General features: G+C 71.1%; 20 protein-coding genes and 1 pseudogene. 7 read left to right on the forward strand and 14 right to left on the reverse strand.

Annotation, left to right across the window (positions count from 1 at the left end; genetic code table 11):
• Positions 1-97: 97 nt before the first annotated feature.
• Both CHC05_RS27830 and CHC05_RS27835 read left to right on the forward strand, forming a co-directional pair.
• Positions 98-1,402 (forward strand): sensor histidine kinase, encoded by a 1,305-nt coding sequence (locus CHC05_RS27830; protein ID WP_089253544.1) that lies wholly within the window; start codon positions 98-100, stop codon positions 1,400-1,402.
• 22 nt (positions 1,403-1,424) lie between these two features.
• The gene (locus tag CHC05_RS27835) at positions 1,425-2,069 is read left to right on the forward strand and encodes a response regulator (RefSeq protein WP_089253545.1); all 645 of its coding nucleotides are present in this window, start codon (positions 1,425-1,427) and stop codon (positions 2,067-2,069) included.
• Here CHC05_RS27835 and CHC05_RS27840 read toward each other — a convergent pair.
• From CHC05_RS27840 to CHC05_RS27850, 3 genes are read right to left on the reverse strand one after another with little or no spacing between them, the layout of a single operon-like run.
• Positions 2,058-2,705, reverse strand: coding sequence for an HAD family hydrolase (locus tag CHC05_RS27840; RefSeq protein ID WP_089253546.1), 648 nt, complete (start codon positions 2,703-2,705; stop codon positions 2,058-2,060). The two genes, CHC05_RS27835 and CHC05_RS27840, sit on opposite strands and share 12 nt — an antisense overlap.
• A 9-nt stretch (positions 2,706-2,714) precedes the next feature.
• Positions 2,715-2,951 carry a glutaredoxin family protein gene (locus CHC05_RS27845; RefSeq protein WP_089253547.1) on the reverse strand — a complete coding sequence of 79 codons (237 nt, stop codon included), beginning with the start codon at positions 2,949-2,951 and terminating at the stop codon, positions 2,715-2,717.
• Positions 2,944-4,467 carry an AMP-binding protein gene (locus tag CHC05_RS27850; RefSeq protein WP_245871254.1) on the reverse strand — a complete coding sequence of 508 codons (1,524 nt, stop codon included), beginning with the start codon at positions 4,465-4,467 and terminating at the stop codon, positions 2,944-2,946. Before CHC05_RS27850 ends, CHC05_RS27845 begins: the two co-directional genes overlap by 8 nt.
• 558 nt (positions 4,468-5,025) lie before the next feature.
• On the opposite strand from CHC05_RS27850, the gene CHC05_RS27855 reads away from it, so the two are divergent.
• From CHC05_RS27855 to CHC05_RS27865, 3 genes and pseudogenes are all read left to right on the forward strand, one after another.
• A complete protein-coding gene (locus tag CHC05_RS27855; RefSeq protein WP_089253697.1) occupies positions 5,026-5,919 on the forward strand; it encodes an ECF subfamily RNA polymerase sigma factor, BldN family in 894 nt (297 codons plus the stop codon).
• Between the two features lie 115 nt (positions 5,920-6,034).
• Positions 6,035-6,901 (forward strand): annotated as a pseudogene (locus tag CHC05_RS27860) (DUF5667 domain-containing protein); the annotation flags it as partial.
• A gap of 364 nt (positions 6,902-7,265) precedes the next feature.
• A complete protein-coding gene (locus CHC05_RS27865; protein WP_089253549.1) occupies positions 7,266-8,144 on the forward strand; it encodes an HAD family hydrolase in 879 nt (292 codons plus the stop codon).
• A gap of 3 nt (positions 8,145-8,147) precedes the next feature.
• On the opposite strand, the gene CHC05_RS27870 is transcribed toward CHC05_RS27865, so the two are convergent.
• From CHC05_RS27870 to CHC05_RS27895, 6 genes are all read right to left on the reverse strand, one after another.
• Positions 8,148-9,089 (reverse strand): lysophospholipid acyltransferase family protein, encoded by a 942-nt coding sequence (locus tag CHC05_RS27870; protein ID WP_089253698.1) that lies wholly within the window; start codon positions 9,087-9,089, stop codon positions 8,148-8,150.
• A gap of 164 nt (positions 9,090-9,253) precedes the next feature.
• Positions 9,254-10,315 (reverse strand): NAD-dependent epimerase/dehydratase family protein, encoded by a 1,062-nt coding sequence (locus CHC05_RS27875; RefSeq protein WP_089253550.1) that lies wholly within the window; start codon positions 10,313-10,315, stop codon positions 9,254-9,256.
• A gap of 113 nt (positions 10,316-10,428) precedes the next feature.
• Positions 10,429-10,530, reverse strand: coding sequence for a 30S ribosomal protein bS22 (locus tag CHC05_RS27880; protein ID WP_007465623.1), 102 nt, complete (start codon positions 10,528-10,530; stop codon positions 10,429-10,431).
• A 217-nt stretch (positions 10,531-10,747) separates the two neighbouring features.
• Positions 10,748-10,957: a helix-turn-helix domain-containing protein gene (locus tag CHC05_RS27885; protein WP_089253551.1), complete on the reverse strand. Its 210-nt coding sequence runs from the start codon at positions 10,955-10,957 to the stop codon at positions 10,748-10,750.
• A 175-nt stretch (positions 10,958-11,132) separates the two neighbouring features.
• Positions 11,133-12,443 (reverse strand): hypothetical protein, encoded by a 1,311-nt coding sequence (locus CHC05_RS27890; protein WP_144022800.1) that lies wholly within the window; start codon positions 12,441-12,443, stop codon positions 11,133-11,135.
• Positions 12,444-12,496: 53 nt separating this feature from the next.
• Complete coding sequence (locus CHC05_RS27895; RefSeq protein ID WP_089253553.1) at positions 12,497-13,417, reverse strand: proline dehydrogenase family protein; 921 nt, start codon at positions 13,415-13,417, stop codon at positions 12,497-12,499.
• A gap of 137 nt (positions 13,418-13,554) precedes the next feature.
• On the opposite strand from CHC05_RS27895, the gene CHC05_RS27900 reads away from it, so the two are divergent.
• Positions 13,555-14,088 (forward strand): CGNR zinc finger domain-containing protein, encoded by a 534-nt coding sequence (locus CHC05_RS27900; RefSeq protein ID WP_089253554.1) that lies wholly within the window; start codon positions 13,555-13,557, stop codon positions 14,086-14,088.
• A gap of 31 nt (positions 14,089-14,119) precedes the next feature.
• Here CHC05_RS27900 and CHC05_RS27905 read toward each other — a convergent pair whose 3' ends face one another.
• Complete coding sequence (locus CHC05_RS27905; protein WP_179266412.1) at positions 14,120-14,920, reverse strand: sugar phosphate isomerase/epimerase family protein; 801 nt, start codon at positions 14,918-14,920, stop codon at positions 14,120-14,122.
• Between the two features lie 61 nt (positions 14,921-14,981).
• Entirely contained in the window at positions 14,982-15,926 is a 945-nt protein-coding gene (locus CHC05_RS27910) for a Ppx/GppA phosphatase family protein (protein WP_089253556.1), read from the reverse strand.
• A gap of 88 nt (positions 15,927-16,014) precedes the next feature.
• On the opposite strand from CHC05_RS27910, the gene CHC05_RS27915 reads away from it, so the two are divergent.
• The gene (locus CHC05_RS27915) at positions 16,015-16,902 is read left to right on the forward strand and encodes a DUF3109 family protein (RefSeq protein WP_245871255.1); all 888 of its coding nucleotides are present in this window, start codon (positions 16,015-16,017) and stop codon (positions 16,900-16,902) included.
• Here the strand turns inward: CHC05_RS27915 and CHC05_RS27920 are convergent.
• The 3 genes from CHC05_RS27920 to CHC05_RS27930 all read right to left on the reverse strand — a co-directional run bounded on the left by CHC05_RS27920 (position 16,899) and on the right by CHC05_RS27930 (position 18,385).
• On the reverse strand, positions 16,899-17,273 hold the full coding sequence (locus CHC05_RS27920) for a type II toxin-antitoxin system death-on-curing family toxin (RefSeq protein WP_218824704.1): 375 nt from the start codon (positions 17,271-17,273) through the stop codon (positions 16,899-16,901). The genes CHC05_RS27915 and CHC05_RS27920 overlap by 4 nt on opposite strands.
• Positions 17,270-17,518 (reverse strand): type II toxin-antitoxin system Phd/YefM family antitoxin, encoded by a 249-nt coding sequence (locus CHC05_RS27925; protein WP_089253557.1) that lies wholly within the window; start codon positions 17,516-17,518, stop codon positions 17,270-17,272. Before CHC05_RS27925 ends, CHC05_RS27920 begins: the two co-directional genes overlap by 4 nt.
• A 183-nt stretch (positions 17,519-17,701) precedes the next feature.
• Positions 17,702-18,385: a response regulator transcription factor gene (locus CHC05_RS27930; protein WP_089253558.1), complete on the reverse strand. Its 684-nt coding sequence runs from the start codon at positions 18,383-18,385 to the stop codon at positions 17,702-17,704.

The following is an 18,385-nucleotide window of genomic DNA, read 5'->3' on the forward strand; positions in this document are numbered from 1 at the left end:
GAGTCGCGGGTACGGGGGTGAGGTACGGCCAGCCCTACCCTGAAGAGGCAAGCCGACGGGATGGGGGTAAACAGGGCCGATGCCTAGCGTCGATGGCATGACAACAGCCGTCGTTTCCAGCCCCACCCCGAGCACCACGGCTCACCGTGGCATCGTGCGTCAACTGATGACCGACTCGGCGTACGTGATCGTGGGCTTTCCGCTGGCGATCGCCGGTTTCGTCGCGGTCCTGGTCGGGCTGGTGCTCAGCGCCGGTCTGATCGTCACGGGCATCGGCCTGCCGGTGATGGCGGGAGCGCTGCTGCTCGCCCGGATCTTCGCCGACCTCGACCGGCTCGCGATCGGCCGGATCCTGCGGCTGCCCCGGGTGCGCCCCGAGTACCGCACCGCCGCACCCGACGCGGGCCTGTTCAAGCGCGTCATCGCTGTCATCGGCGACAGCCAGTCCTGGCTCGACGCCGTACACGCACTCGTCAAGTTCGTCCTGTCGATCTTCGGCTTCGTGGTCACGGTCACCTGGTGGGCCGGCGCGATCTTCGGCGCGTTCTACTGGGCCTACGACTGGGCGATCCCCCGCGGCGACGACGAGGTCGACCTCAACACGCTGCTCGGCCTGGGCGACGGCACCGGCCCGCGCCTGCTGCTGTACACCGCCATCGGGGTGTTCTTCCTGCTCAGCCTGCCGATCGTGGTGCGCGGCGTGGCCCTGCTCCAGGCCAACTTCAGCAAGGCGATGCTGACCGGCGTGGCCGAGATGCGCAGCAAGATCACCACGCTCGAAGGGCAGCGGCGCGCGGCGGTGTCGGCCGAGGCGACCGCCCTGCGCAAGCTGGAGCGCGACATCCACGACGGCCCGCAGCAACGCCTGGTCCGGCTCGCGATGGACCTCGGCCGCGCGCAGCAGCAGTTCGACCAGGACCCCGAGGCGGCCCGCCGGACCATCGAAGAGGCGCTGACCCAGACCCGGGAGACCCTCGACGAGCTCCGCTCGCTGTCCCGGGGCATCGCACCGCCGATCCTGGTCGACCGTGGCCTGCCCAGCGCGCTGGCCGCCCTCGCCGGTCGCGGTGTGATCCCGATCGACCTCTCGATAGACCAGAGCCTCGGCACCGCCGGCGGCCGGCTCGACCCGGCGCTGGAGAGCGCGGCCTACTTCGTGGTCGCCGAGTCGCTGACCAACGTCGCCAAGCACAGCCGGGCGGAGATCTGCCGGATCGCGGTCTCCCGCGAGGGCAACGACCTGCGGGTGGAGATCTCCGACGACGGCGAGGGCGGGGCGCACGTCTCCAAGGGCCACGGCCTGGCCGGCCTGGCCGACCGGGTGCACGCGGCCGGCGGGCGGCTCACCGTCACGAGCCCGGCCGGCGGTCCGACCCTGATTCAGGCCACCCTCCCGATCTGAGCGTTTCCACTACGCTCGACCGGTGCGCATAGTGATCGCTGACGACGCCGTGCTCCTCCGCGAGGGCCTGGTCCGGCTCGTGACCGAGCACGGCCACGAGGTGGCGGCCGCGGTCGGCGACGGTCCGAGCCTGGTCGAGGCCATCGTGCGGGAACGGCCCGACGTCTCGATCGTCGACGTGCGGATGCCGCCGTCACACACCGACGAGGGGCTCAAGGCGGCCGTCGAGGCGCGCCGCCTGGTGCCGGGGACCCCGGTGCTGGTGCTCTCGCAGTACGTCGAGGTGTCGTACGCCGACGACCTGCTCGCCGACCGGGCCGGCGCGGTCGGCTACCTGCTCAAGGACCGGGTGGCGGCGATCACCGAGTTCCTGGACGCGCTCGGCCGGGTGGCCGGCGGTGGCACGGTGCTCGACCCCGAGGTGGTCGCCCAGCTCCTCGTCCGGCGCCGGCGCGACGACCCGCTGCGCGAGCTGACCGCCCGCGAGCGCGAGGTGCTCGGGTTGATGGCCGAGGGCATGTCGAACACCGCGATCGCCCGCAAGCTGGTGGTCAGCGACGGCGCCGTCGAGAAGCACGTGCGCAACATCTTCACCAAGCTCCAGCTGCCGCCCGACGAGGAGCAGCACCGCCGGGTGCTCGCGGTGCTGACCTACCTACGCGGTTAGGGCGAGCGCGACGGCCTCCGAAAGCGACCCGGCGACCGGGTGCCCCGAGGCGCGCAGCCGGGCCTCGTCGGTGAACCCGCCGGTGTAGAGCACGCACCCGGCGCCCACCGAGGTGGCGGCGTCGGCATCGTCGAGCGAGTCGCCGATCAGCACCACCGACCCACCGTCGACTTCGAGCGCGTCGATGTGCCGCGCGAGATGGCCCGCCTTGAACGCGCGGTCGCCCCCGAGCGCCACCTGGACCCCGTCGACCCGCTGGAACCGCCCGTCGAGCCCGAACGCCGTCACGGCCGGCACCAGGTCCTCGTGGAACCACATGGACAGCAGCGACTGGCTGCCGCCCCAGGAGCGCATCGCGTTGACGGCGTCGTCGGCGAGCGCGCACGTCGTCAGCCCGGCCCGGTACGCGTCGTGGAAGATCTCGTCGAGCCGGTCGAACTCGTCGGCGTCGACGGCCCGCCCGAGCACCATCGCGTAGTAGTCGGCGACCGGCCGGATGAAGTGCCGCCGGTGGTGGTCGGCCGTCACGGCCGGGCCACCGACCGTCGCGAGCGCGTGGTTGGTCGCCCGTAGGACCAGCTCGAAGTCGTTGAGCAGGGTGCCGTTCCAGTCCCAGACCAGGTGAGTGCGCTTCACGGGCCGACTCTACCCACCTAGATCGACGGCCAGCCGGTCCTCCTCGACCCGCCAGTAGCCGTGCTCCTTGCCGTCGAGCAGCACCACCGGCAGCCGGTCGCCGTAGTCGCGCTCGAGCTCGAGGTCGTCGTCGACGGACAGCTCGGTCCACGCCTCGCCGGTGCGCGCCGCCACCCGGTCCAGCGCCGATCGGGCCGCGTCGCACAGGTGGCAGTCGGCCCGGGTGAGCAACGTGACCCTAGGCATCCCGCAGCTCCGCCTTGCGCACCTTGCCGATCGCCGAGTGCGGCAGCTCGGCCACGAACTCCAGCGCGGTCGGCGTCTTGAAGCGAGCGAGGTTCGCCTCGGCGTGCGAGAGCAGCTCGTCGGGGTCGACGTCGGTGCCGGGAGCGCGCACGACGAAGGCCTTGACCGTCTGCCCGGTGTACGGGTGCGGCACGCCGATCACCGCCGCCTCGGCCACGCCGGGATGGGCTTCCAGGACCTGTTCCACCTCGCGAGGGTAGACGTTGAAGCCGTTGACGATGATCAGCTCACCCCGGCGGTCGACGATGAACAGGTCACCGTCGGCATCGGCGTACGCGATGTCGCCCGTGGCCCACCAACCGTCGGCGTCGGGACCGCCACGTCCGTCGGGCCAGTAGCCGTCGAACAGGTTGGCGCCGCGAACCACGATCTCGCCGGGGTCGGTCTCCGGTGGCCCGACCTCGAGGTCGAACTCGTCACCGTCCAGATCGGACACCTCGGAGACCGGGCTGCCGTCCGGCGCGACCAGCCGCAACTCGACACCGGGAATCGCCCGCCCGATCGAGCCCGGTTTCGGCTCCGGGCTCGCCAGTGTCGAGGTGACCGCCGGTGCGGTCTCGGTCAGCCCGTACCCGACGAAGACCGGAAGCGACGTCACCTGGGTGAACCGCGTCGCGGTCTCGGGGTCCAGCGGCGCGGCGCCGCACACCGCGACCCGGACCGTCGACATCGCCGCGCCGGCGTCCGGCAACAGCGACCACGCCTGGTACATCGAGGGAACGCCGACGAGGCCGGTGACGCCGTGGCGGGCGATCAGGGCGAGCGAGTCGGCCGGATCGAAGCGGTCGACCAGCACGCCCGTGGCACCGTGATAGGCGACCGCGCCGAGCGACGAGTTGAGCCCGTAGGCGTGGAACAGCGGCAACGCGAGCAACAGGGTGTCGTCCGGGCCGACCACCGTTGGCGAGATGCCGTCGATCTGCGCGTGGTTGGCCATCAGCGCCCGGTGGCTGAGCATCGCGCCCTTGGGCGCACCTTCGGTGCCGGACGTGTAGAGCAGCACCGCGAGGTCGCCCGGCTCGACCCGGGAGCCGGCCGGACCGTCGTCCGGAAGCTTCTCGAGTACGCGCGCCAGCTCGGGCAGATCACCTCGGACGCCCTCGACGACACGCGCGACCTCGGGGCTCGCGACCAGCAAGGACGCACCCGAGTCGGCCAGCACGTGCCGCAACTCGCGCGCGGTGTACGTCGGGTTCACCGGCACCGCGACCAGGCCCGCGCGCAGGACGGCGAAGAAGGTCACCGCGTAGCGGGGTGAGTTGGGTAACGCGAGCGCAACCCGAGCGCCCGTTGGCAGGTTGAGCCCGGTGAGCGCGGCCGCGGCGGCATCGACGCGGCGGTCCAGCTCGCCCCAACGCATGCTCGTGTCGTGCCAGATCAAGGCGGTCTTGTCGGGCGACGCGGCAGCGGCTGCGGCCACCCGGTCGGCAAGTGTGTCGGAACGGCGGTCCACCACGGTCGCCGAGTCTGGCACAGTGTCGCCGACCGTGGCCACGGTTGTCGTCCAGCGCGTTGTGCGAGTGTGCGTCGCGATCCCACCTACGGGACCGTGCTCACGAACCGACGAGGCACCCGCGTGTCGCCGATCGGCTAGAGCCACCTGTGCATATCGGCGTGTCGCGATTCGGCGTGTCGCCCGCTTTCCGCAGGTGACAGCCGTCCTCCGGCTAGGTGTCTTAGGTCCGGCAGCGGACAAGATGTGCGACACGTTCAGGTGGTATCGGGAAATACTTCGGCTCTGTGTAACGGACTCCCCACACGTGGGTGATGTTGGCCCTATCATTCCTGGGTCGGCTCACCCCTTTTGTATGTGAGTCACACCCCTCATCCCCGAGGAGGCCGCTGTGCCCGTAGACGCGTTGCATGAGCACCTATGTCCCGGTGCCCCCTCGTGGTGGCTCCGGTTGGAGGGCGGCAAGTGACGGCGTACAGCTATGCCCCCGGCTGCGAGCTCCACGACGTGCCCGCCGCGCTCAGCGCCGGCCTGGCGGCGTTGCGCCGGACGGTGCACGAGATGCGGAGCCTCGACGTCCGAGGTGACGGATCCACCTGGCGTGGCGACGGTTCCGTCGCCGACGGGGGCGCCCGGCGGACCCGCAACAAGCCGCACACCGACATCCCGGGCCGGCCGGTCGGCCCGGGCAGCAACTCCAAGCAGGTCAACGGCGGTCGCGTGGGCACACCCAACCGGCCGACCATGCCGGCCCAGCCCGGTGTCGGCCAGAGCCCGGCGGAGAGCGGCGAGACCGCCGTGCTGCCCGCCGTGCCGTCGATCGCCGAGCAGCGCACCGGCGGCTCCGGCAACGCGCCGACCCAGTACCCCTCGCGCCCCGACCCGTCCGACCCGGCGACCGAGGTCTGGACCCTGGTCGAGCGGGCCCAGGCGGGCGAGGCCGAGGCGTTCGGGCTGATCTACGACCGCTACGTCGACACCGTCTTCCGGTTCGTCTACTTCCGGGTCGGCAACCGCCAGCTCGCCGAAGACCTGACGTCCGACACGTTCCTGCGCGCCCTCAAGCGCATCGGCAGCTTCACCTGGCAGGGCCGCGACCTCGGCGCCTGGCTGGTCACGATCGCCCGCAACCTGGTCGCCGACCACTTCAAGTCGGGCCGCTACCGGCTCGAGGTGACCACCGGCGACGTCCTGGACGCCGACCGCGAGGACCGCGGGCCCGAGGGCAGCCCCGAAGCCGCCGTCGTCGACCACATCACCAACGTCGCCCTGCTCACGGCCGTCAAGCAACTCAACCCCGAGCAGCAGGAGTGCATCGTGCTCCGGTTCCTCCAGGGCTTCTCGGTGGCCGAGACGGCGCAGGCGATGGGCAAGAACGAGGGAGCCATCAAGGCGCTGCAATACCGTGCGGTCAGAGCCCTCGCCCGGCTGCTGCCGGACGGGTTCCAACCGTGACCGGTGGGGACCGACCCGTAACTTTTCGTGCCCTACGACAGTTGAACTCGATGCGTCCGGTGATGGGTTTCCATCCCGGTTTCACTGTCGTAACCAGCGAAGGGAGGTGCCCGCGGTGAACTCCGTCCTTTTCCACCGGCGGCGCGCCGAGCGCTTCGCCCAGCTTCTCGACGAGGCCCACGGCGGCCGTCGTCACCACGTGCGGTCTCCGGTGGACAACGATCTCGCCGATGTCGTGGCTGTCGGGCATCGGGTGTCAGCGCTCAAACACTCGGTCGACGTCGACGTCGACCCCGAGTTCCGGATGAGCCTGCGCGCGGCCCTCGTCGCTGCGGCGGAACGCGAAGGGATCGGCGCGGTCGCCGACACCGGCGCGACCGTCGACCTGCAGGCGTTCCGGGCCGCGGCCAACGCGCCGAAGCAACGGGCGCGCCGCATCCGTACCCGTGGAGCGATCCTGGCCGGCGTCGCCGTCGGCGCGATCGCCATCTCGGGCATGTCGGCGGCCAGCGAGAACGCGGTGCCGGGCGACGCCCTCTACGGCGTCAAGCGCTCCACCGAGCGGGCCCAGCTCGCCCTGGCCAGCTCCGACCTGTCGAAGGGCCAGCTGTTCCTGGACTTCGCGCGCAACCGACTGTCGGAGGCGCGGGCCGTCAGCGACAGCGACGGGTTCGCCCGGGCGCTCGACGACATGGACGCCAACACCACCGAGGGCGTACGGCTGCTCACCACGACCGCGACGCAGCGGCACGAGATGGCCGCGCTCGACGCGGTCGACGCGTTCCTCAAGCACCAGCGCACCGAGGTCAGCGGCCTGCTCGGCACGACGACGGAGGCCCGCCACGAGCGTGCGCTGTCGTCGGTCGCGCTGCTGCTCTCGGTCGAGAAGCGGGCCGACGAGCTGCGCCGGTCGCTGGAGTGCGGCGGCGACGCGGCGGCCAGGTCCGACGCGCTGGGTCCGCTGCCGGGTGCCTGCCCGGCGGGCAGCGCACCGGCCGACGGACCGGCCGGCAAGCAGTCCGGCGGCGACGGTGTGGCCAACGAGTCGCGGCCGGAGAAGACCGACCCGAAGCCGGCCCCGTCCGGCTCGCCGGCGGCGCCCGGCTCGGCCGACCGCCCGGGTGCCAGCCCGGCACCGGCCACGCCGACCCCGGCGCCGAGCAACAACAGCAACCTCGTCGAGGATCTCGGCGACCTGCTCGGCGGGCTCGTCCCCGGTTCCTGACTCCTGCCGACCTACCACGATCGGGGCGTTCCTCACCTGGAGGAACGCCTCGATCGCTGAAGCGACGAGTTCGGCCGGATACCCTCGTTGATGGGGCCAAGGGCGGATCGGAGGCAACTGCGTGGCATCGGAGCACCGGCTGACCATCAGCACGGACGCACACGGTCACACGGCGGGTTGGGCGGCGGCCGAGCTCGAAGCGGCCCTCGAGGTCGACATCGACAAGAGCGCGGCGGCCTTCTTCGACATCGACAACACCATGCTCCAGGGCGCGTCGATCTACTGGATCGCCCGTGGGCTGGCCGCCCGGCGCTACTTCACCACCACCGACCTGGCCCGGTTCGCCTGGCAGCAGGCCCGCTACCGGCTGCTCGCGGCCGAGCACGCCGGCGACATGTCCAACGCCAAGAAGGTGGCGCTGGCGTTCATCGAGGGCTGGCGGGTCGACGACATCGAGCGGCTGACCGAAGAGATCTTCGACGAGCTGATGGCGCCGCGGATCTGGTCCGGCACCCGCGCGCTCGCGCAATTGCATCTCGACGCCGGCGAGCGGGTGTGGCTGGTCAGCGCCGCGCCGGTGGAGATCGGCCGGGTCATCGCACAGCGGCTCGGGCTGACCGGGGCGATCGGCACGGTGGCCGAGGTGATCGACGGTGCCTACACGGGCCGGCTGGTCGGCGACCTGATGCACGGCCCGGCCAAGGCCGACGCGATCACCCAGCTCGCCAACGTCGAGGGGCTCGACCTGCGGCGATGCACGGCGTACAGCGACTCCGTCAACGACCTGCCGATGCTCTCGGCCGTCGGCAACGCGGTCGCCGTCAACCCCGACAGCGGGCTGCGCCGGGCCGCCCGCGAGCAGGGCTGGGAGATGCGCGACTTCCGCACCGGCCGCAAGGCCGCCAAGGTCGCGGTGCCGTCGACACTGGCCGCGGGTCTGCTGGCCGGCGCGATCACGACGGTCCTGGCGGCCCGCCGGCGCCGCCGCGGCCAGTCCTAGCGCCTAGCGCCCGAACGGGTCTGGCCGGCGCTCCAGCAGGGTGTGCAGCGTCTGCTGGATGGTCTCCCGCACCTGGTCGGCCAGGTTGAACACGACCAGCGGGTCGTCGGCCTGGTCCTGCAGGTGCGTGGTCGGGATCGGCTTCGAGAACTCGATCAGCCACTTGCTCGGCAACGGCAGCATGCCCAGCGGCCCCAGCCAGGGGAACGTCGGCGTCACCGGGAAGTAGGGCAGGCCGAGCAGCCGGGCCAGCGGCTTGATGTCGGCGAGCATCGGGTAGATCTCCTCGGCGCCGACGATCGCGGCCGGGACGATCGGAGTGCCCGTGCGCAGCGCCGCCGACACGAACCCGCCGCGCCCGAAGCGCTGGAGCTTGTAGCGCTGCGCGTACTGCTTGCCGACGCCCTTGAAGCCCTCGGGAAAGACGCCGACGAGCTCGCCGGTGCTCAGCAGCCGCTCGGCGTCGGGGTTGCAGGCGACCGTGCCGCCGGACTTGCGGGCGAGCTCGGAGACGATCGGCATCCGGAACACCAGGTCGGCGCCGAGCAGCCGCAGGTGGCGGCGGTTGGGCGTGCGGTCGTTGACGGCCGTGGCCAGCATGATCGCGTCGAGCGCGACGGTGCCGGAGTGGTTGCCGACGACCAGCGCCGACCCGTTGGCCGGCAGGTTCTCGACGCCGAAGACCTCGGTGCGGAACCAGTCGCGGTAGAGCAGGCGCAGCAGCGGCAGGAAGACCTTGTCGGTGAGCTCCGGGTCGAACCCGAACTCGTCGACCTCGTAGTCGCCGCCCAGCCGGCGCCGCAGGAAGGCCAGCCCCTTGGCGACGCGATCGTCCCAGACGTCACCGGGTTGGTCGGCTACCGACGGCGGCAGCGGTGCTGGCCTGTCGTCGGCGGGGATCGGAGCACTGCCGTTGGCGGCCGCCGGGCCGCTGCCGTTCGGCATCGGCGGGGTGGTGCCGTTGGACGACGTCGCGTCGATCGTGAAGTCGGTGGCCGGCACGCTCCCCCGGCGGGTGGCGCCGTTGGTCTTCTGCGCCGGCGCGCGGCGGGGGGCCGCCTTGCGGGTGCTCTTGCGCGGGGGCCGGTCGGGCCGGCCCGATTCCTCAGTCATGCCTTCTCCTGCACGGTCGCGCGGGCCTGCCGGATCCCGTCGAGGATGGCCTGCTCGGCCAGGGCCAACTGCTCCCTGCGCAGCACCGCCCCACCGCGGTGGCCCGCGACGAAGTCGTCGAACGCGTCGGCGGTGCTCCGCGGGCTCCAGCCGAACTCGCCGACCAGCTTGGTCGTGTCGACCACCCGGCCGTGCACGAACAGGTCGACCTGGTCGAGCCCGTAGCCGCTGCGGCCGAGGTTGCGCACCAGGTTGGAGGCGGCGGACAGGCCCGGCTCGAGGACCGGCACCGGGATGCGGCCGGCGCGGCGGATCGCCTGCGACAGCGAGAGCACCCCGGCCCCCGCGACGTTGAACGTGCCGGCGTGGTCGTCGACCACCGACCGGTGGATGATCTCCAGCGCGTCGTCGATGTGCAGGAACTGCAGGCGCGGGTCGCGGCCGAGCACGGTGGGCACCACCGGGCGGGCGAAGTAGCGGGTCAGCGTGGTGTCGGCGCTGGAGCCGATGAACGGCGCGAAGCGCAGCACGGTCGCGGTGACGTCGGTCCGGCGGCGCCGGAAGCCACGGACGTAGCCCTCGATGTCGAGGATGTCCCGGGCGAACCCGCCGCGCGGCACCTCACGCGGCTCGGTGTCCTCGGTGAACACCGCCGGGTCGCGGAAGGACGCGCCGTACGCCGCGGTGGACGAGCGCATCACCAGCTTGCGCAGCCGCGGGGCCTGTTGGCAGGCGGCGAGCAGGTGCATGGTGCCGATGACGTTCTGCTCTTTCATCGCCGCCCGGCCGCCGTGCTGCGGGTCGGGAGCGGTGGCCAGCGCGAGGTGGACCACCGCCTCGGCCTCGAGGTCGGCGATCACGGTGCTGGCGGAGCCGGCGTCGCCGCGCACCTGCTCGACACCGTCGAGCAGGTGGGCGAACTCCGCTGGTGGCGCGTGCGGGTCGAGCCCGACCACGCGGCCGATCCGGTCGTCGGCGGCGAGCCGGGCGGCCACGTGGGCGCCCAGAAACCGGCTGACGCCGGTGACGACAACCGAGCCTGTTGGTCGCGACCTCACGTTGGCCTCCGGTCAAAGGATCAGGAGGGTGCCGCGCGGACGCGCCGGGCCACCGGCACTGACGTCAGACCCGAGCCGCCGGCCCAGGAGTGGACCTCAGGCTCGGGCCGGCGTCACTTGCCGAGACGGCGACGCTGGACGCGGGTCTTGCGCAGCAGCTTGCGGTGCTTCTTCTTGGCCATACGCTTGCGGCGCTTCTTGACCACCGAGCCCATACGACAGCCCTCTCCCAGTGAACGTGCGACATGCGCCGGACGTCACGGGGACGTGAAGGCCGACGGCGATCTGACATCGGATCCGACCCGACGGCGGGCGCATTGCACCACAGCGGGGTGAGAATCGCGATCCAGGGTACGCGTCGACCGTCGGCCCAGCCAAAGCGACCCCGGCCGCGGGGCCGTCACAGCCCCGCGGCCGGCTCCATGGCCACTCTTATGCGGACTCTTGGAACGCGCCGCGTAAATACTCGTTCACAGCGTGCTCCGGAACCCGGAACGATCGACCGACGCGCACCGCGGTGAGATCACCCGAATGCACCAAGCGGTAGACCGTCATCTTTGACACCCGCATCAATGTCGCCACCTCGGCCACCGTGAGGAACTTGACCTCCGACAGCCTGTCGGCTTGTGGTGATCCTGCCATGGCTCACCAACCAATCCATCCCCGGCGCGCGCCGTCAGGCGCTCGTGTAACTAGTACGGTAGCGGTGCCGTTGTTACCGGCGCGATCCCTTCGCGGGTTTGATCATGGTTAGTCAAGGCAACTCACCGAGTTTTCCCGAAATTTACCCCTAAAGGGGACATATCTCGATGGGCGATCAGGCCGCGGCCGCTCGCACAGCAGCCACACACTGATCATTGAGCACAGACCACGGCTCGCCGAAAACCTCTCGACTGGCCTCGTCGATCGACAACCGGTCATGTGTCAGGGCCTGCATGAAGGCCAGCACGGCGGGCTCGCCGAACCGCTCCGCGAGCTGCCGGACAGCCAGGTAGCCGATCCCGTACGCGCCGGCGACCTCCCAGTCGGCCGCGCCATCGGCGATCTTGAGATCCTCCAGCGGGCCGGCCCAGCCACGCTCCTTGACCACCTTGCGCACCTCTTCGATGCCGTCGTACGCCCGCGGAGCCGCACCGCCGGAGGCGGCGAGCTCGGCGAGCCCCTCGACCAGCCACCAGGCCGACGTGGGGAAGCCGTTCTGCGGCATCTGCGAGGCGTGCGTCATCTCGTGGCGCAACAGGTCGTCGAGGTTGTTGCGCTGCGGCGCGGCCGCGTTGATCACGACGTCGACCTGCCGCCCGCCGACGGGCAACGCGTAGCCGGCCGTCCACGCCGGCCGGTTGCCGCCGAACCACCGCTTCCACTGGTCGGTGCCCGCGTAGAACACCTCGTAGTGGGCCGGGGGCGGTCCACCGACGGCGTACCGGTCGGCGACCACGGCGGCCTTCTCGGCCTCGGCCAGCACGGTCTTGAGCTGCCCGCGCAGCGCCTTCGTGGTGGCCACGGTGACCCGCTTGCCGTGGGCGACCACGAGCTGGTCGACCTCCCACGGGCGGGGGCCGTCGTACGTCGACATCGACGGCTCGACGCCGACCAGCTTGAGCCCGGCCGCGGTGTCGGTCCACACCGTGCCGTACGTGATGGTCATCGGCTTGCAGTCGGGCTCGACGAAGCAGTGCTCGACCTCGATCAGCGTGCGCCACTTGCGCGGGCCCACCGACGAGGGGATCGAGTCGGCCGACGGCACCCAGCGGGTGACCTTCATGGCCCGCAACGAGGCGAACTGCGCGGTCAACGTCGCCTGCGCCGGGCTGGCCGGGTCGGCGATCGCGAGGAAGCCCGCCTGGTCACCGCCGAGCAGCGCGGTGCCCTGTGCAACCAGGGCCGCCCGGATCCGGTCGCGCAACCAGGCGGCGGTGACCCGCTCGGCGTCGCCCGCGACCGGGCTGCGGGCCGGCTCAGCCTTCGCCGACGGGCTCGCCGGCCAGGCCGGCGAGTCGAGCCCACGGAACACGACGACGCCGACTCCGACCGGAGCGACGCACAGCACGAGCGCGGCCACCAGGCCGAGGGAAAGCCACAAGGACCATCGCCGGCGTGGTGCCGGCGCACCTGTCTCCTCAGCCATCCGGGCGAGATTAAGGCCGTCCACCCGATCGAGGGATCAGCCGTACGGATGAGTTACTTGCGCGATTTCATGGCACGGGCGAAGAACAGCAGGTTCGCCGGACGTTCGGCCAGCCGGCGCATCATGTAGCCGTACCAGTCGGTGCCGTAGGGCACGTAGACCCGCACCGTGTAGCCCTCGTTGGCCAGCCGCAGCTGCTCGTCGGGACGCACGCCGTGCAGGAGCTGGAACTCGAAGGCGTCGGTCGAGCGGTCGAACCAGCGGGCCCGGTCCTCGGCGATCGCGATCAGCCGGGGGTCGTGGGTGGCCAGCATCGGGTAGCCCTCGCCGGACATCAGGATGTTCATGCAGCGCACGTACGACTTGTCGACGTCGATCGCCGACTGGAAGGCCACCGACTCGGGCTCCTTGTAAGCGCCCTTGCACAGCCGGACCCGGGAGCCGAGCGTGGCCAGCTCGCGGCAGTCGGCCTCGGTGCGGCGCAGGTAGGCCTGCAGCACGGCGCCGGTGGTCGGGTAGTCGAGCCGCAGCTTGGCCAGGATCTCCAGCGTGGAGTCCGTGGTGGTGTGGTCCTCCATGTCGAGGGTCACCGTCGTGCCGGCGTTGGCCGCCGCGGCGCAGATCTGCCGCGTCAGGTCGCACGCGAGCTGCTCGTCGAACTTCTGGCCGAGCGCCGAGAGCTTGACGCTGACCTCGGCGGCCGGCGTCAGGCCGCCACCACCCAGGGCGCTCAGGACCGCGAGGTACTCGTCCTTGATGGCTGTCGCCTGTGCCGGGTTGACCGTGTCCTCGCCGAGGTAGTCGAGGGTCACCCGGAGGCCGTCGCCCACCAGGTCGCGGGTCGTGTGCAGAGCGTCATCACCGGTGACGCCGGCGATGAAGCGGTGGACGACGTCGCGGGTGAGCGGAGCCGTCTCGACGAGCCGCTCGACCCGGGATGACCTGGAGGCGGCGAGGATGACCGAACGGAGCATGCCCGCAGCGTAGCGCCCGTGGGCGGGGGCTACTCGGCGAGCTTGGCACACGTTCATGATCGCTTAGCGGAGTGGCTTCGTCGCGGAGTGACCCCACGGACGAGGCACGCGCTTCCCACGTCGTCTACGGTTGTCGGGTGAACTTCGATGCGTACGCGCGCACCGCCGTTGACCTGGTCAACGCCCCGATGGAGGGCATCGACGACCTGCGGGCCGTTTTCATCGCCGACAACGCCTGGATGCGCGACGAGGTCACCGAGCGTGATGTGACGACGTTCCGCCGCGCCCAGAAGCGGCTGCGCGACGTCTTCCAGTTCGGCAGCGCCGGCCGCGACACCGAGGCGGTCAACGAGCTCAACTCCTTGCTGAAGGACCATCCGGTCCAGCCGCGGATCTCCGGGCACGATGCCAGCGACTGGCACATGCACGTGACCAGCCGCGGCGCCTCGGCCAGCAACGAGTTCCTCGCCGCGGCGGTGTGGGGCCTCGCGGTCTGGCTGACCACCCACGGCAGTGCCCGGTTCGGGGTCTGCGCCGACGACCGGTGCGGCAACGTCTACCTGGACACGTCGTCCAACAACTGCCGGCGGTTCTGCTCCGAGCGGTGCGCCACCCGCTCGCACGTGGCCGCGCACCGAGCGCGCAAGAGAGCGACATTGGCCGGCGTCTGAGCCGGCTCCGGGCGCACTGCCGGCGGTTTCCTCAGACTTTTGCTGGTGTCGGCAGGTGGGCGCGGGCGAACTCCAGCGCCGCGCCCAGGTCGGCCTCGCGGTCCGCGCGGCTCTTGGCACCCCGGGTGTTGACCTCCACGGCGATCGAGCCGCGGAAGCCCCGCCCGGCCAGCGACTCGAGCAGCTCGCCGCAGGGCTGGCTGCCGCGCCCGGGCACCAGGTGCTCGTCGCGCCCTTCGCCGCTGCCGTCGCCCAGGTGCACGTGCCGCAGGCCGTCGCCCATGGCGTCGGCCATGGCCAGCGCGTCCGTGCGGCTCGCGGCGCAGTGCGACAGATCCAGGGTGTACGCGTCGAAGCCGGACTCGGTCGGGTTCCAGCCCGGCTGGTAGGGCACGAACTCGCGGCCGGCCATGCGCACCGGGAACATGTTCTCGATGGCGAAGGTCAGGTCGCTGTGCTTGTGCGCGATCCGCTCGAGCCCCGGCTGGAACGACCGGGCGTAGTCGCGCTGCCAGCTGAACGGCGGGTGCACGACCACGGTCGGCGCCTCCACCGACTCGGCGAGCTCGGCCGCGCGGCGCAGCCGCTCCCACGGGTCCGGGCTCCACACCCGCTGGGTCACCAGCAGGCAGGGCGCGTGGACGCTGAGCACCGGCACGCCGTAGTGGGCCGCGAGGCCCTTCAGCGCCCCGGCGTCCTGGCTCACGGCGTCGGTCCAGACCATGACCTCGATGCCGTCGTAGCCCAGCCGCGCGGCCATCTCGAAGGCCGCGGCGGTCGGCTCGGGGAAGACCGAAGAGCTTGACAGGATCACGGGGGTGCGCGAGGTCACGTCAATCAGGGTAGTCCTAGGTGGCAGTGGCCACCTGGACGAGCCACCCCAAATCCATCGTTTATGCCGATTCAAGCTGGTCGAGCCGGCGCAGGATCACGCCTTCGCGGAGGGCCCACGGGCAGATGTCCGCCGCGTCGATCTGGAGCCGGCGGAGCACGGCCTCGGCCACCACCGCGCCGGCCAGCAACTGGTGTGAGCGGCTGGCGCTGACGCCTTCGAGCTCGTAGACCTGGCGCGGCGGGATCAGCCGGATGAAGCCGAGCACCTGGCGCAGACCCGTCGCGGAGAGCGCACGCGGCTCCCACAGCCCCTGCCGGGACGGTGCCGCGCCGGCGAGGCGGGCCAGCGTGCGGAACGTCTTCGAGGTCGCCACGGCGCGGTCCCAGCGGACGTCGCCCAGCTTGGCCACGGCCGCCTCGAGCTGCTTCTCCACGTACGCCTGGAGCTCGTCGACGCTCTTCGGCGACGGCGGCGACGAGGTGTCCCGGTCGACACCGAGGCGCTCGCGGCTGAGCCGGCCGGCACCCAGCGGCAGCGACATCGCGAGGTCCGGCGTCTCGTCGATGCCGGCCGCGATCTCCAGCGAGCCACCGCCGATGTCGAGCACCAGCAGCCGGCCCGCGGACCAGCCGAACCAGCGCCGGACGGCGAGGAAGGTGGCCCGGGCCTCGTCGGCGCCGGAGAGCACCTGGAGCCGCACGCCGGTCTCCTTGCGTACCCGGGCCAGCACCTCTTGCGAGTTCGTCGCGTCCCGGACCGCGGACGTGGCGAACGCCAGCAGGTCGTCGGCCTTCAGCCGGCGTGCGCTGGCCTGCGCGTCGTGCGCGGCCTTGACCAGCGCGTCCGCGCCCGCCTTGGTGAGCGCGCCGTCGGGGCCGATCTGCTCGGCCAGCCGCAGCACCGCCTTCTCCGAGTGCGCCGGCCACGGGTGCGCACCGTGGTGCGCGTCGACCAACAGCAGGTGAACGGTGTTGGAACCGACGTCGAGAACGCCCAACCTCATGTCCGAACCTTATGGCCCAACGCTTATCGCCACCGCGTTGCCGTGCGGCAACGCGGGTGGGCAGCCTATTCGGGCGTAGTCTTGTCGGGTGCCAGCACGCAACCAGCTACGCGTTCTCGTCGATTCGGCCGACGATCCCCGCAGCCGCGAGGTCGACCTGGACTTCCCGCGGGAATGGGTCGAATTCTTCGATCCCGAGGACCCCAAGCACCTCATCCGTGCCGACCTGACCTGGTTGCTGTCCCGCTGGACGTGCATCTTCGGCAAGGGTTGCCACGGCATCATCGAGGGCCGGGCCGCCGACGGTTGTTGCTCACACGGCGCGTTCTTCACCGACTCCGACGACGAGTCCCGGGTCCGCGCGGCGGCCAAGAAGCTCACGCCGGAGACCTGGCAGCACTACCGCCGCGGGTTCAAGAACTACACCGAGATGGACACCGTCGACGGCAAGACGCCGGCCCGGCGCACCGCCACCCAGAGCGCCGACGGCCCGTGCGTGTTCCTCAACGACGCGGACTTCCCGGCCGGCGGCGGCTGCGCGCTGCACGCCCAGGCCCTGCGCGACGGGGTGCACCCGCTGGAATACAAGCCGGACGTGTGCTGGCAGCTCCCGGTGCGCCGCGACCAGGACTGGAACAAGCGCCCCGACGGCACCAAGATCCTGATCACCACGCTGACCGAGTTCGACCGACGCGGCTGGGGCTCGGGCGGCCACGACCTGCACTGGTGGTGCACGTCGTCCCCGGAGGCCCACGTCGGCAGCGAGGCCATGTGGCAGTCCTACGAGCCGGAGCTGACGGCCCTGATCGGCAAGGCGGCCTACGCCAAGCTGGCCGAGATGTGCGCCGCCCGCGCCCGCCGCGGCATGGTCGCCCCACACCCCGCGGACCCGAAGCGCCGCCTCCCCCTGACCCGCACGAAGGACCTCAACGGCGCCGCGGAGCCCGCCGCCCCACCAGCGCCGAAGAAGCGCTAACCGATGCAGCTGCGGAGTCCTGCGGCGATTTCGGGAACTTCACGGATCTTGCCGGAGGCGATTCCGATCGTCAGCTCGTAGGCAAGGTCCTCGTCCAAGGGCTCCGTCGCGATCCCGTTTCGCTCGAGGAAAGCCAGCGCCGCGACAAGTCCCGTACGTTTGTTGCCGTCGACAAAGGGATGGTTGGCGACCAGCGAGTGCATGAACGCCGCAGCCTTGTCCCAGATGTCGGTGTAAGCCTCGACCCCGAACATCGCTGACTGAGGGCGCACCACAGCCGAACTCAACAGACCAGGATCGCGAAGATCGCCGCCGGCTCCGATCTCGTCCGCGATCGCCAGGACATCCGCAACCGTCAGGTAGTGGATCATTCGGCCAACCGATCGAGCAGCGGCCCATGCCGATCGGCGAACCGCCGCGCGAACGCGCGAGCCTGGTCGCTGGCCACCTGTTCCGGCAGGTCCGCCGGGACGAGCGCGGCCGCACGCCGACCGTGCCGGCTCAGATAGATCACCTTGCCGGCCTCAGCCTCGTCGACAAGCTCCGCAAGTCGGGCGCGGGCGTCACTGACGGAGATCTCTAGGTCTTCCGCGGGAGGTAGCGGCTCAGCGCTCATACCGCAAACTGTACAACGATTGTACAGATCGCGCCGCGCAGTTGCCGTTCGGCCCCGGGTCCTTGTTTGGGTTCAGGAGCTCGAGGGCGACCCGGCGCGGAGGTGGCAGCGGAGCGCAGCGCAGCGGTCTCTGGAGCGACGGTCGCGCCCACCGCGAGCCCGAGTCATGAATCCGGGCTTGATCTACGGCTCGAACTTGTAGCCGAGGCCGCGGACGGTGACGATGAAGCGCGGCGTCGACGGTTCCGGCTCGACCTTCGAGCGCAGGCGCTTGACGTGCACGTCGAGGGTCTTGGTGTCGCCCACGTAGTCGGCGCCCCAGACGCGGTCGATGAGCTGGCCTCGGGTGAGCACCCGGCCGGCGTTGCGGAGCAGCAGCTCCAGCAGCTCGAACTCCTTCAACGGCAGCTGCACCGACGAGCCGTCGACGGTCACCACGTGCCGCTCGACGTCCATCCGGACCGGGCCGGCGGCCAAGGTCGGTGCGTCCGGCTCGGTGACCTCGGTGCCCTGGCGGCGCAGCACCGCGCGGATGCGGGCGACCAGTTCGCGCGGCGAGTACGGCTTGGTGACGTAGTCGTCGGCGCCGATCTCCAGGCCGACCACCTTGTCGATCTCGCTGTCCCGGGCGGTGACCATGATGATCGGCACGCGGGAGCGCTGGCGGAGCTGGCGGCAGACCTCGGTGCCGGACATCTCCGGCAGCATGAGGTCCAGCAGCACGATGTCGGCGCCGGTCCGGTCGAACTCGGTCAGCGCCAAGGTGCCGGTCGGTGCGACCGAGACCTCGAAGCCCTCCTTGCGGAGCATGTACGAGAGGGCATCGGAGAACGACTCTTCGTCCTCGACCACGAGCACGCGGGCCAC

It is taken from the genome of Asanoa hainanensis, from assembly GCF_900188485.1.
In the GTDB taxonomy this organism is placed as follows: domain Bacteria; phylum Actinomycetota; class Actinomycetes; order Mycobacteriales; family Micromonosporaceae; genus Asanoa; species Asanoa hainanensis.

What these genes read in the sequence shown, in the direction of transcription:
- CHC05_RS27895 (WP_089253553.1), bottom strand. Translation starts at nt 13,417, where the DNA reads ATGCTCCGTTCGGTCATCCTCGCCGCCTCCAGGTCATCCCGGGTCGAG.
- CHC05_RS27920 (WP_218824704.1), bottom strand. Translation starts at nt 17,273, where the DNA reads ATGATCCACTACCTGACGGTTGCGGATGTCCTGGCGATCGCGGACGAG.
- CHC05_RS27880 (WP_007465623.1), bottom strand. Translation starts at nt 10,530, where the DNA reads ATGGGCTCGGTGGTCAAGAAGCGCCGCAAGCGTATGGCCAAGAAGAAG.
- CHC05_RS27870 (WP_089253698.1), bottom strand. Translation starts at nt 9,089, where the DNA reads ATGCCGAACGGCAGCGGCCCGGCGGCCGCCAACGGCAGTGCTCCGATC.
- CHC05_RS27845 (WP_089253547.1), bottom strand. Translation starts at nt 2,951, where the DNA reads ATGCCTAGGGTCACGTTGCTCACCCGGGCCGACTGCCACCTGTGCGAC.
- CHC05_RS27830 (WP_089253544.1), top strand. Translation starts at nt 98, where the DNA reads ATGACAACAGCCGTCGTTTCCAGCCCCACCCCGAGCACCACGGCTCAC.
- CHC05_RS27890 (WP_144022800.1), bottom strand. Translation starts at nt 12,443, where the DNA reads ATGGCTGAGGAGACAGGTGCGCCGGCACCACGCCGGCGATGGTCCTTG.
- CHC05_RS27910 (WP_089253556.1), bottom strand. Translation starts at nt 15,926, where the DNA reads ATGAGGTTGGGCGTTCTCGACGTCGGTTCCAACACCGTTCACCTGCTG.
- CHC05_RS27885 (WP_089253551.1), bottom strand. Translation starts at nt 10,957, where the DNA reads ATGGCAGGATCACCACAAGCCGACAGGCTGTCGGAGGTCAAGTTCCTC.
- CHC05_RS27925 (WP_089253557.1), bottom strand. Translation starts at nt 17,518, where the DNA reads ATGAGCGCTGAGCCGCTACCTCCCGCGGAAGACCTAGAGATCTCCGTC.
- CHC05_RS27855 (WP_089253697.1), top strand. Translation starts at nt 5,026, where the DNA reads ATGCGGAGCCTCGACGTCCGAGGTGACGGATCCACCTGGCGTGGCGAC.